The 12,840-nt window shown below is 32.9% G+C and carries 13 protein-coding genes; 9 read left to right on the top strand and 4 right to left on the bottom strand.

The genetic code is table 11. From position 1 onward, the window contains the following. Positions 1–2: 2 nt before the first annotated feature. The 9 genes from FHS04_RS02080 to hisIE all read left to right on the top strand — a co-directional run bounded on the left by FHS04_RS02080 (position 3) and on the right by hisIE (position 8,702). The gene (locus FHS04_RS02080) at positions 3–818 is read left to right on the top strand and encodes a prohibitin family protein (protein ID WP_027878976.1); all 816 of its coding nucleotides are present in this window, start codon (positions 3–5) and stop codon (positions 816–818) included. Between the two features lie 266 nt (positions 819–1,084). Then, positions 1,085–1,942, top strand: a complete 858-nt coding sequence (hisG, locus tag FHS04_RS02085; protein WP_106677793.1) for an ATP phosphoribosyltransferase — start codon at positions 1,085–1,087, stop codon at positions 1,940–1,942. Between the two features lie 142 nt (positions 1,943–2,084). After that, a complete protein-coding gene (gene hisD / locus FHS04_RS02090; RefSeq protein ID WP_106677790.1) occupies positions 2,085–3,365 on the top strand; it encodes a histidinol dehydrogenase in 1,281 nt (426 codons plus the stop codon). Positions 3,366–3,474: 109 nt separating this feature from the next. Continuing rightward, on the top strand, positions 3,475–4,524 hold the full coding sequence (gene hisC, locus FHS04_RS02095) for a histidinol-phosphate transaminase (protein WP_106677788.1): 1,050 nt from the start codon (positions 3,475–3,477) through the stop codon (positions 4,522–4,524). Between the two features lie 108 nt (positions 4,525–4,632). Next, complete coding sequence (gene hisB / locus FHS04_RS02100; protein WP_106677785.1) at positions 4,633–5,766, top strand: bifunctional histidinol-phosphatase/imidazoleglycerol-phosphate dehydratase HisB; 1,134 nt, start codon at positions 4,633–4,635, stop codon at positions 5,764–5,766. A 67-nt stretch (positions 5,767–5,833) separates the two neighbouring features. Beyond that, positions 5,834–6,415: an imidazole glycerol phosphate synthase subunit HisH gene (hisH, locus tag FHS04_RS02105; RefSeq protein WP_106677781.1), complete on the top strand. Its 582-nt coding sequence runs from the start codon at positions 5,834–5,836 to the stop codon at positions 6,413–6,415. A gap of 45 nt (positions 6,416–6,460) precedes the next feature. After that, a complete protein-coding gene (gene hisA, locus FHS04_RS02110; protein ID WP_106677778.1) occupies positions 6,461–7,195 on the top strand; it encodes a 1-(5-phosphoribosyl)-5-[(5-phosphoribosylamino)methylideneamino]imidazole-4-carboxamide isomerase in 735 nt (244 codons plus the stop codon). Between the two features lie 91 nt (positions 7,196–7,286). Next, complete coding sequence (hisF, locus tag FHS04_RS02115; RefSeq protein ID WP_106677774.1) at positions 7,287–8,042, top strand: imidazole glycerol phosphate synthase subunit HisF; 756 nt, start codon at positions 7,287–7,289, stop codon at positions 8,040–8,042. A gap of 48 nt (positions 8,043–8,090) precedes the next feature. Further along, positions 8,091–8,702, top strand: coding sequence for a bifunctional phosphoribosyl-AMP cyclohydrolase/phosphoribosyl-ATP diphosphatase HisIE (gene hisIE, locus FHS04_RS02120; protein WP_106677770.1), 612 nt, complete (start codon positions 8,091–8,093; stop codon positions 8,700–8,702). Positions 8,703–8,721: 19 nt separating this feature from the next. On the opposite strand, the gene FHS04_RS02125 is transcribed toward hisIE, so the two are convergent. From FHS04_RS02125 to FHS04_RS02140, 4 genes are all read right to left on the bottom strand, one after another. Next, positions 8,722–9,675 (bottom strand): DUF5694 domain-containing protein, encoded by a 954-nt coding sequence (locus FHS04_RS02125; protein WP_106677768.1) that lies wholly within the window; start codon positions 9,673–9,675, stop codon positions 8,722–8,724. A gap of 90 nt (positions 9,676–9,765) precedes the next feature. After that, positions 9,766–10,560 carry a LytTR family DNA-binding domain-containing protein gene (locus tag FHS04_RS02130; protein WP_106677766.1) on the bottom strand — a complete coding sequence of 265 codons (795 nt, stop codon included), beginning with the start codon at positions 10,558–10,560 and terminating at the stop codon, positions 9,766–9,768. Positions 10,561–10,562: 2 nt separating this feature from the next. Further along, positions 10,563–12,284 carry a sodium:solute symporter family protein gene (locus tag FHS04_RS02135; RefSeq protein WP_106677764.1) on the bottom strand — a complete coding sequence of 574 codons (1,722 nt, stop codon included), beginning with the start codon at positions 12,282–12,284 and terminating at the stop codon, positions 10,563–10,565. Between the two features lie 91 nt (positions 12,285–12,375). Then, positions 12,376–12,813 (bottom strand): hypothetical protein, encoded by a 438-nt coding sequence (locus FHS04_RS02140; RefSeq protein ID WP_106677762.1) that lies wholly within the window; start codon positions 12,811–12,813, stop codon positions 12,376–12,378. Between the last annotated feature and the right edge of the window lie 27 nt (positions 12,814–12,840).

The raw sequence follows: 12,840 nt of genomic DNA on the forward strand, positions 1-12,840 counted from the left end.
CAATGGAAAGATTACCAAAAATTGCATTCCCTTTTATAATTGCGGGAGTTATATTTATAATTATCATAGCTAAATCTGCTGTCACCATAGATGCAGGTCATGCTGCAGTTTTATATGAAACTTTAGGAGATGGAGTAGACTCTAATAAAGCACCTTTAGGTCCAGGTTTTCATATAATTGCTCCATGGAATAGAGTTATAGATTACGAAACACGTCAGCAAGAAATTCCAGAAAAAATGTCTGTATTATCATCTAATGGATTAGATATAAAATTAGATGCATCGGTGCTATACGAACCAGATGTTAAAAACTTAGGAAAATTGCATAATGAGAAAGGAGAAAATTATTTAAGCAGAGTTTTACAACCTGCTATAAGAAGTGCTGCAAGAAGTGTAGTAGGTCGTTATACTCCAGAACAACTATATTCTACTAAAAGAGATGCTATTCAAGAAGAAATTTTTGAAGAAACTAGAAAAATTGTAGAAAGTCAATACATTCAACTTAATAATGTCTTGATTAGAGATGTTACGTTACCTCCTACAATTAAAGAAGCAATAGAAAGAAAACTTAGACAAGAACAAGAATCCTTAGAGTATGAATTTAGATTAGTTACTGCTGAAAAAGAAGCTCAAAAACAACGTATCGAGGCACAAGGTAAAGCAGATGCTAATAGAATTTTAAGTGCTTCTTTAACAGATAAAATTCTTCAAGACAAAGGTATTGAAGCTACTAATAAATTAGCAGAATCACCTAATAGTAAAGTAGTTATAATTGGTTCTGGCGAAAGCGGAATGCCTATTATTTTAGGTAATCAATAATAATTAAATTAATTTTAACATTTCATAATTTGGAATTTTAAATATTAATTTACAATCTTTGTACAGAACAAAACAAGACATGACTTTTATTCAATTACATCATCATCATTTCCATACTTGCACTCAAGCGAGCTAGAAATGTATTGAATAAAACCAAGATATTTTTAAAACCGTTTGAGTAAATCAAGCGGTTTTTTTCATTCCTGTTAAAACAGGAATCTTACCCAAAAAAGATTTACTCAAACACTTTTAACTAAAAAAGAAAAATGAGTAAACTAAAAATTGCAATTCAAAAATCAGGACGATTAAATGAGGATTCTATGAAAATCCTTAAAGATGTTGGTATTTCTATCGATAATGGTAAAGACCAGCTTAAAGCTTCGGCTAAAAACTTCCCATTAGAAGTCTTTTATTTACGTAACGGAGACATTCCTCAGTACTTAAAAGATGGCGTTGTAGACGTCGCTATTATTGGAGAAAACGTTTTGGTAGAAAAAGGACAAGACATCACTGTTGCAGAAAAATTAGGGTTTTCTAGCTGTAAAGTGTCTGTAGCGATTCCTAAAGGAAAAAGCTATAATTCCATTAAAGATTTAGAAGGAAAACGTATCGCAACATCGTACCCAAACACAGTCAACCAATTCTTAAAAGACAACAATGTCAAAGCGAATTTGCACATCATTAACGGTTCTGTAGAAATCGCACCAAACATTGGATTAGCAGACGCAATTGTAGATATCGTTTCTAGCGGAAGCACCTTATTTAAAAACAATCTTAAAGAAGTTGAAGTCATTTTAAAATCTGAAGCTGTACTTGCAGTTTCACCTCAAATTTCATCTGAAAATCAAGCGATTTTAAACAAGTTACAGTTTAGGTTACAATCGGTTTTAAAAGCTAGAAACTCACGCTATGTCTTACTTAATGCGCCAAATAACAAAGTGGACGACATTATAAATATTTTACCAGGAATGAAAAGTCCAACCGTTTTACCGTTAGCCGAAGAAGGTTGGAGCTCACTGCATTCTGTAATCAATAAAAACGATTTCTGGGAAATTATTGACGAATTAAAAGACAATGGAGCAGAAGGTATATTAGTTTGTCCAATTGAAAATATGGTACTTTAAGTCATTGTCATGCTGAACTTGATTCAGCATCTCAAAGAAATATAATTGTCAGACTGAGCTTGTCGAAGTCTTTTTATCCAGAAGCAAAAACGTAATAACACAACAACACTAAAAAAGATTCCCACTTTCGTGGGAAATGAATATGAAAACAATAAAATACCCAAATAAAACAACGTGGTCAGAAATTTTAAAGCGACCAACACAAACCGTTAACGATATAGAAAGTACGGTCAATCAAATTTTTGAAGACGTACAACGTAGCGGTGATGCTGCAATAAATAAGTATACTAGCTTATTTGATGGCGTAGATTTACGATCTAATCTTGTAACTGAGCAAGAAATTGAGGACGCATCTTCTAAATTAGCATCAGAATTAAAATTTGCGATTAACCAAGCAAAGACAAATATTGAAACCTTTCACAAAGCACTAAAAACAGAAAGGGTAAGCGTAGAAACATCTGTTGGAATTACCTGTTGGCAAGAAAAACGTGCTATTCAAAAAGTTGGAATTTATATTCCTGCTGGTACAGCACCTTTATTTTCAACAGTTTTAATGTTAGCAATTCCAGCAAATATTGCTGGTTGCAAAGAGATTGTATTGTGTTCACCACCAAATAAAGACGGTAAAATTGCCAACGAAATTTTGTACGCCGCACAACTTTGTGGTGTGACTAAAATTATAAAAGTTGGCGGTATTCAAGCGATTGCAGGATTAACGTTTGGAACCGAAACAATTCCTCAAGTTTATAAAATCTTTGGTCCAGGAAACCAATTTGTAACTGTTGCCAAGCAATTAGCTACTAAATTTGGTGTAGCTATCGATATGCCTGCAGGACCAAGCGAATTGTTGGTTGTTGCAGATGATAGCGCCAATGCAAGTTATGTAGCTTCAGATTTATTAAGTCAAGCAGAACATGGAACAGATAGTCAAGTGATTTTAGTATCAACGTCTGAAAATTTTATAAATGAAGTTGAAACTGAAATCAATACGCAAATCAAAGCATTACCAAGACAAGATATTGCGCAACAAGCTATCAATAATTCAAAATCTATTTTAGTGAAAACTGATGAAGAAGCATTAGATTTAATTAATGATTATGGTCCAGAACACTTTATTGTAGCAACTAAAAACAACGACTTTTATGTTGAAGGCATTCAAAATGCAGGTTCAGTATTTATTGGTAATTACACACCAGAAAGTGCTGGCGATTATGCGTCTGGCACCAATCATACCTTACCAACTAATGGATTTAGCAAAGCCTATTCTGGTGTAAATTTAGACAGTTTCACAAAAGCAATTACATTTCAAAACATCACAAAAGAAGGTTTGAAAAATATAGGAAACACCATAGAACTAATGGCAGAAGCAGAAGGTTTACAAGCGCACAAAAACGCAGTTTCTATTAGATTAAAAGATATATAGCAAACGTCACATCGAGTGATTTCGAGGAATGAGAAATTGTATCGAGATGTAAAAGTTCTCGATACGATTTTCAAAAGAAAATCACTCGAACTGACGAAAATCAAATTAAATGAAAACAACTTTCAACATAAATAACTTAGTCAGACCAAACATCGCAGCCTTAAAGCCGTATTCTTCAGCGAGAGATGAGTTTAAAGACGCAACATCAAACCAAATGATTTTCTTAGATGCTAATGAAAATCCGTTTGAAAATGGTGTAAATCGTTATCCAGATCCGCAACAAAAAGATGTAAAATCAATGTTGTCAAGCATAAAAAACATTCCAACCGAAAATATTTTATTAGGAAACGGAAGTGATGAAGTGTTAGACTTAATTTTTAGAGCATTTTGTGAGCCTAATCAAGATAATATCATCACATTGCCACCAACTTACGGTATGTACAACGTACTAGCAAATACAAATGCTATAGACGTTTTAACAGTTGAATTGAATGCTGATTTCCAACCAAAAGTAGATGATATTTTAAACACTCAAAATAGCAACACAAAACTGTTGTTTTTATGTTCGCCAAACAATCCAACAGCGAATAGTTTTGAAGCTTCAAAAATTGAAAAATTATTAACTAATTTCAATGGAATTATAGTGATTGATGAAGCGTATATCGATTTTTCAGAAGATGAAAGTTGGATATCGAGATTATCAGAATTTTCAAATCTGATAGTTGCACAAACGCTATCTAAAGCTTATGGAATGGCAGGCATCAGACTTGGGATTTGCTTCGCTTCAACCGAAATTATTTCAATTTTAAACAAAATAAAACCTCCATACAATGTTAATCAACTAACGCAGCTAAAGGCAATTCAACGTTTAGAAAAGCAACAAGAGGTTCAAAACGAAATTCAGAATATAATTTCAGAAAGAAGCCTGTTAATTAAAGCGTTAGCATCGATTACTTGGATTGATACTATATATCCAACACAAGCCAATTTTGTGTTAGTAAAAGTTGATGATGCGACTAATCGATACAATCAGTTAGTTGAAAAAGGCATTGTTGTTCGTAACCGAACCAACCAGCCACTTTGCAACAACTGTTTGCGTTTTACGGTTGGTACAAGTGAAGAAAATGAGAAGTTTATTGCAGTATTAAAAAATATATAAACGTCACATCGAGTGATTTCGAAGAATGAGAAATTGTATCGAGATGCTAAAGTTCTCGATACGATTTTCAAAAGAAAATCACTCGAACTGACGAAAACATAAAAAACAATGAAAAAAGTACTATTCATAGACCGAGACGGCACATTAATTAAAGAACCAACAGACGAGCAAATCGATAGTTTTGAGAAGTTGGTGTTTTATCCAAAAGTCTTCACGTATTTAAGTAAAATCGCTAAAGAATTAGATTTTGAAATAGTAATGATTACCAATCAAGATGGATTGGGAACAGATGTGTATCCAGAAAACACGTTTTGGCCAGTACATAATTTTGTGATTCAATCCTTTGAAAACGAAGGTGTTATTTTTGAAGAACAGTTTATTGACAAAACATTTGCTAAAGATAACGCACCAACTAGAAAGCCAAATACAGGTTTGTTGACCAAATATTTTAGCGAAGATTACGATTTAGAAAATTCGTTTGTTATTGGTGACCGATTAACCGATGTTGAATTAGCTAAAAATCTGGGTTCGAAGGGTATTTTTATTAACGACAATACCAATTTAGGAACAGACGAAATTACGGTAAAACGAGACGCTTTAGACAAGTTTATCGCTTTAGAAAGTAATGATTGGGAAGAAATCTATAAATTCTTAAAAGCTAAAGAACGCACAGGAACCATCGAAAGAAACACCAACGAAACCAAGATTAAAATCGATTTAAATCTTGATGGAACAGGACAAAGTAATATCGATACAGGTATTGCGTTTTTCGACCATATGTTAGACCAAATTGCGCGTCACGGACAATTAGATTTAAATATTAAAGTCGATGGTGATTTAGAAGTAGACGAGCATCACACGATTGAAGATACAGCAATTGCTTTAGGTGAAGTATTTGCAACGACTTTAGGTAACAAATTAGGTATAGAACGTTACGGTTTTAGCTTACCAATGGACGATTGTTTTGCGCAAGCTGCAATAGATTTTGGTGGTAGAAACTGGCTGGTTTGGGAAGCCGATTTTAAACGCGAAATGATTGGTAAAATGCCAACCGAAATGTTTTTTCATTTCTTTAAATCCTTTACAGATGGTGCAAAATGCAACCTAAACATTAAAGCTGAAGGCACAAACGAGCATCACAAAATTGAAGCTATTTTTAAAGCATTTGCAAAAGCAATAAAAATGGCTGTAAAACGTGACGTTGAAAAAATGATTTTACCAAGTACAAAAGGAATGTTGTAATTAGCTTCTAGTCTTTAGCGTTTAGCTGTTAGCTAAAAACTAAAGGCCAAAAGCCAAAAGCTTAAAAATGAAAATAGTAATCATAAATTACGGTGCAGGAAACATCAAAAGCATTCAATTTGCCTTTAAAAGACTAGGTTTTGAAGCGTTGTTAACTAATAACCCTGAAGAAATTAAAGCAGCAGACAAAGTGATTTTTCCTGGTGTAGGCGAGGCGAGTAGTGCTATGGAAAAGCTAAAAGAATCAGGTTTGGACTCGTTGATTCCGCAGTTAAAACAGCCTGTTTTAGGGATTTGTTTAGGTATGCAATTAATGTGTAACTCTACAGAAGAAGGACATACAAAAGGTTTAGGCATTTTTGATGTAGCTGTAAAACGCTTTTCAAACGCAGTAAAAGTGCCACAAATGGGTTGGAACACGATTAATAACCTTCAATCAGATTTGTTTAAAGATATCAAAGAGAATGAATTTATGTATTTGGTACATAGTTTTTATGCAGAACAATGCCAAGAGGCAATTGCAATAACAACTTATGATGTAGAATACGCTTCAGCATTACAGAAAGATAATTTTTACGGTGTGCAATTTCATCCAGAAAAATCATCCTTGGCAGGCGAACAAATCTTAAGAAATTTCATCAATTTATAAAATAATAAAACGATTAGCTAAAAGCTAAAAGCAAAAGGCGAAAAAATGAGAATAATACCAGCAATAGATATAATAGAAGGAAAGTGCGTAAGATTAACTAAAGGTGATTACAGCACAACAAAAATGTACAATGAAAATCCGCTAGAAGTTGCCAAACAATTTGAAGATGCAGGCATAGAATACTTGCATATGGTAGATTTAGAAGGCGCTAAAGCAGATCACGTAGTCAATTATAAAGTGCTAGAAAAGGTAGCAACCAAAACCAATTTAAAAATTGATTTTGGTGGTGGACTTAAATCCGACGACGATGTATTTATAGCTTTTAATTCTGGTGCTAAACAAATTACAGGTGGTAGTATAGCAGTAAAAAACACCGACACTTTTTTACGATGGATTAATAAATACGGTACCCAAAAAATTATCCTTGGTGCCGATTGTAAAAACGAGAAAATCGCTATTTCTGGTTGGTTAGAAGAAAGTAGTTTAGAGGTTGTTCCGTTTATTCAAGATTATCAAAAAAATGGTATTCAGTATGTGGTATGTACAGATATTTCAAAAGACGGAATGCTTCAAGGACCATCAGTAGATTTGTATAAAAAAATAATCAACCAATGTACCAATGGTAGCGCAGATCAATCTGTAAAACTAATTGCTTCTGGCGGAGTAACAACTATTGAAGATGTTGAAGTTTTAGCAGACATAGGTTGCGATGGAGTCATAATCGGAAAAGCCATTTACGAAAACAGAATAAGTTTGAAAGAATTAGAACGCTTTTTATAATAAAAAATTAATGTCATTGCGAGTGTAAGCGTGGCAATCTCATTCTTTGTAAAAGATTGCTTCACTATGTTCGCAATGACGAATAGAATTTATGCTTACAAAACGAATCATACCTTGTCTAGATATTAAAAACGGTCGAACCGTTAAAGGCGTTAATTTTGTTAATTTAAGAGACGCAGGCGATCCTGTAGAATTAGCAAAACAGTATGCGGTAAAAGGCGCAGATGAATTGGTGTTTTTAGATATTTCTGCAACTTTAGAAGGTAGAAAAACAATGATTGAAATGGTGCTGAAAGTCGCCGAACAAGTCAATATTCCATTTACCGTTGGTGGTGGAATTTCAAGTGTTGAAGATGTAGATGTACTTTTAAAATCTGGTGCAGATAAAATATCTGTCAATTCTTCAGCAGTAAAACGACCAGAATTGGTAAACGAATTATCAAGTAAATTTGGCAGCCAATGTGTTGTGGTCGCTATAGACGCCAAACAAGTTAACGGACAATGGAAAGTGCATTTAGCTGGAGGAAGTATTCCAACCGAATTAGATTTAATTGATTGGGCAAAAGAAGTTGAAACAAGAGGCGCAGGCGAAATCTTATTTACTTCAATGAATAACGACGGAACAAAAAACGGATTTGCAAACGAAGCTTTAGCTAAACTGTCAGACACTGTAAATATTCCGATAATTGCTTCTGGTGGAGCAGGAACTATTCAACATTTTACAGATACCTTTAAAGTTGGTAAAGCAGATGCAGCTTTGGCTGCAAGTGTATTTCATTTTGGTGAAATAGAAATAAAAGACTTAAAAGAAGAATTAAAACAGGAAGGCATTTCTGTTAGATTATAACTTGTCATCCTGAACTTGATTCAGGATTTCATAAAGCGTAAAAATATAATGAACATAAATTTTAATAAAAATAACGACGGATTAGTCCCAGCAATCATTCAAGATGCCACAACCAAAAATGTGTTAATGTTGGGGTATATGAATGAAGAAGCGTTTAAAAAGACCCAAGACACGAATTTAGTGACCTTTTTTAGCCGGACCAAAAACCGACTTTGGACCAAAGGAGAAGAAAGTGGTAACGTTTTAAATTTAGTCGACATAAAACTCGACTGCGATAACGATACGTTATTAATTTCAGTAAATCCAAAAGGACCAACGTGTCACACAGGAAGCGATACATGTTGGAATGAATCTAATACCGAAACTTATGGGTTTTTAACCCAATTAGAAAACACAATACAAAGTAGAGTAGAAGCCGGTAACACAGAAAAATCGTATGTAGCTTCATTATTTGCAAAAGGAATTAATAAAGTGGCTCAAAAAGTAGGCGAAGAAGCTGTAGAAGTTGTAATTGAGGCTAAGGACAATAACGACGATTTATTTTTAAATGAAAGCGCTGATTTATTATTTCACTATTTAATGTTATTGCAAGCAAAAGGGTTTAAATTAGAAGATGTTATAAATGTACTTAAACAAAGAGATAAACAAAACGCTAGATAAGCATCTAGCGTTTTTTGCTTTATAATTCGTTTACAAGCGTTGTTTTAAACTGCGGATAATTTTCTTTTAATTCCTTTTCTAGCCCTATTATATGAGCAGCACCAACAATAACAATATTTCGTGTTTTATCTGAGGCTTTTACGCTCTCACCGATGTTTTTTGCCATACGCATATTTCTTTCGTTCCAGTATTTTTCGCCTTGTTTACAACCATCGGTCATATTTTTTGTGTAAGTAAATGCAGCTAATTGATGGCTTGTTTGCAAAGATTTTTTCTTATTGGTGTGTTTTCCTAAACCTCTAAATATCGCAGGTAAAATTGCCGAGTTATAGTCCTTTTTATTTAGTTTTTTCATAATAGCGTTATTCCCATTATTTTTTCCCTCTTTATAACATTTAGACCAACCTTCATGATATTTATCGTTGGTTCGTTGATCATCCATAGCATTTAATAGTTTAATATTTTGATGTATGGCTAATTTATAAGTAAGATCACCATCTTCATAACGTGTTGGTTTTTTACTTCCTTTTAAGCCGTGCTTTAAAATATAACTGTAAAATCCAAAATTAGCGTCGTCTCTATGGTAAGCAAATGTTTTTTGTAAATATTGTAAATCTTGTTTCGTCATGGCTGAAAAGTCTTTTTCTAAAAGTGATAAAACTTTAGTACTATCTGGTGTAAAAACGTTTTTAATAGAATCTGACAAATGGTAGAATTGCTTATAACTTTTAGACCATCCATTTTTTAAATATGCCCAACTTAAACTGTCATTTCCTTTAGGACTCTCTACATATATTGCTGTCGGATTATATTTTTTGGCACGTCTTAGCATAGGTTTATAACTATGCTTTACAATTTTTGGAACCTTATGCATTGTGCCGACTAAGACAATTTCTTTTTGTACTTGTTGTTGTGCATTTAGGTTGAAAATAGATAGACAAACGATTAAAATTAGCATTACAATAGATTTCATCTTTATTAAATTTTGATTAAACTTCGATACTGCTAAATTAAAATCTAATCTTGATAAAACCCTTTGTTTTATTGACTTTGGGGCGAAATGTTATGTTGTTGTGGTAGAATTAAACCGTTGTTTTATGCTACTTAAATATGTTTTTGAAATAGGAATTTCGATAGCATGATTTAAAATTAAAAAATGCTTTCCTTTTTCGGTTTTCCATTGCTGAAAATGATATGGGTTAACAAGATATGAACGATGTGTTCTAATTAATTCTTCAAAAGTTTCATCTATAACCGAAAGCTTATTTCTTATTAAGGTTTTTTTTAATTCATTTCCTGAAAGATATAATACTTCAATATAATTATCTGAAGATTGTATGCTAATCAGGTCATTTAAATGCAATCTTATACCTTCAAAATTACCTTCACCTTTAATTTCTATTTTTTGATCTTCAACTTGTTTTTCAAAATATTTACCAAAAGCAAATCTAGCGATTATGATTATAGGTATAATAGTACCAGCTGCAGGTAGTAAAATAGCTTTAAGCATGTAACCCAAAGTGTAAGGGTTTGGAATGCCATCCATAATTACATATAAGTAGTACAATCTAACAAACGTTAGAGTTATAATGGTATAGGTAAGCAGAAAAACAATTTCTTTAGCAATAGTCCATTTTTTTATCTTATAAGGCAATATTTTGTATTGTAAAGGCAAAAATAAAAGATAAGAAATACCGCCAATTATGCCATATCCAGGCAAGTATATTAGTTTTTCTGTATCGCCAAACTCGTCTACGTCCAAAGGTTCTGTAAAATAAAGAAAGACAAAAATCCAAATAGCAAGTAACAAACCAATAATAATATGATGTTTTAATTTTGGATCAAAAGGGTAATTCATAATTAAAACTTATTCAATTTATAAATAATAATTCCTAAAACAGTTGTAATAACTAATAAAACAAATCCTTTTAAGGTATTGCCATAAATAAAACTTCCAATTGAAAATAATAACGCATATACACCAAAAACACCACAGAAAAAACTAATTGTTTTGTTGCCAAATCCTTTAAATTTTGATTCGTTACCAAAAATTAGAGCATTAAAAGTAGCTAAAGTTTTTGCATCTGTAGGTTGTGTTAGTAAAGTCACGATAATCCAACCAAAAGTCGTAATTACTACACCTAAAACTAATTGCCAATGTCCAGCAATTGTTACCATTGGTGTATCTAATTTTCCGTTTACAAAGAAGAAAACAGCAATTAAAAACGAGATTACCATAGCTGCAATTTCACTGTACGGATTAATTCTGCTCCAAAACCAACGCAAAATAAAAAGTAATCCTGTTCCAGCACCAATTTGAAGTAATAAATTAAATACATCTGCTGCCGATTGTAAATAAAATGAAAATAATGCAGCACATAACATCAATAATACTGTAGAGATACGTCCAACTAAAACCTGCTCTTTATCCGTAGCTTCTGGTTTTAGAAATCGTTTGTAAAAATCGTTTACTATGTAAGAACTTCCCCAATTTAATTGAGTCGAAATAGTGCTCATAAACGCTGCAATTAGCGATGTTAAAACAATACCAATTAATCCAGCAGGTAAATACGTCATCATTGCTGCGTAAGCTACATCGTGACCTTGCATTTGCTTTGTAAGGTTGGGAAAGGTTTCTGAAATAGAATTTAAATTAGGAAAAACAACAATTGAAGCCAAACCAACCACAACCCAAGGCCAAGGACGAATTGCATAATGTGCTACATTAAAAAATAGAGTTGCCCAAGTCGCGTGTTTCTCGTTTTTAGCAGCTAGCATACGTTGTGCAATATAACCACCGCCACCAGGTTCTGCACCAGGATACCACGTGCTCCACCATTGTACTGCTAACGGAATAATAAGTAAAGTAATTAATGCTTCTGTGTTACTAAAATCAGGAAAGAATGCTAATTTATCTACTACATTTTCATTGATTAAAAGATTTTCTATTCCACCAATTTCAGGGATGTTAACTATGTATATTGTAGCCCAAATACTTCCAACCATTGCAATAATGAATTGTATGAAATCAGTAATCAACACACCTTTTAATCCTCCTAATGTTGAATAAACAACTACAATGATAGAAGCGTAAAGTAGCATTTCTTCTTGTGATATTCCTAATAAAATATTTGCAATTTTTGCACCAGCCAAACATACGCCAGCCATAGTAATGATATTAAAAATAACACCAAGATAAATAGCTCTAAATCCGCGTAAAAAACTAGCCGTTTTTCCGCTATAGCGTAACTCGTAAAACTCTAGATCTGTTGTTATTCCGCTTTTGCGCCATAATCTAGCGTAAAAAAATACGGTTAACATACCGGTTAGTAGCATTGCCCACCAAACCCAGTTTCCAGAAACACCGTTGGTCCTAACCAATTCGGTTACTAATCCAGGTGTATCTGCAGCAAATGTTGTTGCAACCATGCTTACACCAAGTAACCACCAAGGCATGTTTCGGCTTGATAAGAAAAATGATTTTGTGTCTTTCCCGGCTTGTTTAGAAACAAAAATTCCTATTCCTGCAAATAGAATTAAAAAAAAGACAATTATTACCCAATCTAAAGTAGATAAAACCATAATTATAAATGTTGATAAACAAATCTAAGATTTATTAATAAATAAAAAGCATTAGAAATTTCTAATGCTTTTTTATGGGAGTTAAAACTTATTACTTAAGCCAACCTTTTGCAATTCCTTTATTTGAAAATACTATTAATAGAATAGCTATTATAGGTATTGAAATTGACATACTTGTATCAAATCCAGACATTTTATCTGAGATTGGTGACATGAAAAACGTGTAAATAGATTGAACGATTACAGCAATAAAAGAAACTATAAAAAAGATGTTAGCTAGTTTTTTTCTCAATAATAATAGGATGCATGCTCCAAATCCAGCAAAAACAGCAATTGCGAATGCAGCAGTATACCAAGCAGGAAAATCTATACTATAAATTTCTTGTTGTTCTGGTGGCATTGCTGCGATAGCTTCTTCGGTTAAAAATGCTTGTCCAATATAAGCTAATACGCCCATTGCATTCCATATTAAAGCAATAACGCTTATTACCCAGAACCAAATTGGAGGTTTTTGTGTGGTTGTTGTCATAATTTTAAAATTTAGTTAGTTTTTAAT

Origin of the sequence: Mesoflavibacter zeaxanthinifaciens subsp. sabulilitoris, assembly GCF_014191595.1 — a bacterium.
Taxonomy (GTDB): Bacteria; Bacteroidota; Bacteroidia; order Flavobacteriales; family Flavobacteriaceae; genus Mesoflavibacter; species Mesoflavibacter zeaxanthinifaciens.

What these genes read in the sequence shown, in the direction of transcription:
- FHS04_RS02080 (WP_027878976.1), top strand. Translation starts at nt 3, where the DNA reads ATGGAAAGATTACCAAAAATTGCATTCCCTTTTATAATTGCGGGAGTT.
- hisG (WP_106677793.1), top strand. Translation starts at nt 1,085, where the DNA reads ATGAGTAAACTAAAAATTGCAATTCAAAAATCAGGACGATTAAATGAG.
- hisD (WP_106677790.1), top strand. Translation starts at nt 2,085, where the DNA reads ATGAAAACAATAAAATACCCAAATAAAACAACGTGGTCAGAAATTTTA.
- hisC (WP_106677788.1), top strand. Translation starts at nt 3,475, where the DNA reads ATGAAAACAACTTTCAACATAAATAACTTAGTCAGACCAAACATCGCA.
- hisB (WP_106677785.1), top strand. Translation starts at nt 4,633, where the DNA reads ATGAAAAAAGTACTATTCATAGACCGAGACGGCACATTAATTAAAGAA.
- hisH (WP_106677781.1), top strand. Translation starts at nt 5,834, where the DNA reads ATGAAAATAGTAATCATAAATTACGGTGCAGGAAACATCAAAAGCATT.
- hisA (WP_106677778.1), top strand. Translation starts at nt 6,461, where the DNA reads ATGAGAATAATACCAGCAATAGATATAATAGAAGGAAAGTGCGTAAGA.
- hisF (WP_106677774.1), top strand. Translation starts at nt 7,287, where the DNA reads ATGCTTACAAAACGAATCATACCTTGTCTAGATATTAAAAACGGTCGA.
- hisIE (WP_106677770.1), top strand. Translation starts at nt 8,091, where the DNA reads ATGAACATAAATTTTAATAAAAATAACGACGGATTAGTCCCAGCAATC.
- FHS04_RS02125 (WP_106677768.1), bottom strand. Translation starts at nt 9,675, where the DNA reads ATGAAATCTATTGTAATGCTAATTTTAATCGTTTGTCTATCTATTTTC.
- FHS04_RS02130 (WP_106677766.1), bottom strand. Translation starts at nt 10,560, where the DNA reads ATGAATTACCCTTTTGATCCAAAATTAAAACATCATATTATTATTGGT.
- FHS04_RS02135 (WP_106677764.1), bottom strand. Translation starts at nt 12,284, where the DNA reads ATGGTTTTATCTACTTTAGATTGGGTAATAATTGTCTTTTTTTTAATT.
- FHS04_RS02140 (WP_106677762.1), bottom strand. Translation starts at nt 12,813, where the DNA reads ATGACAACAACCACACAAAAACCTCCAATTTGGTTCTGGGTAATAAGC.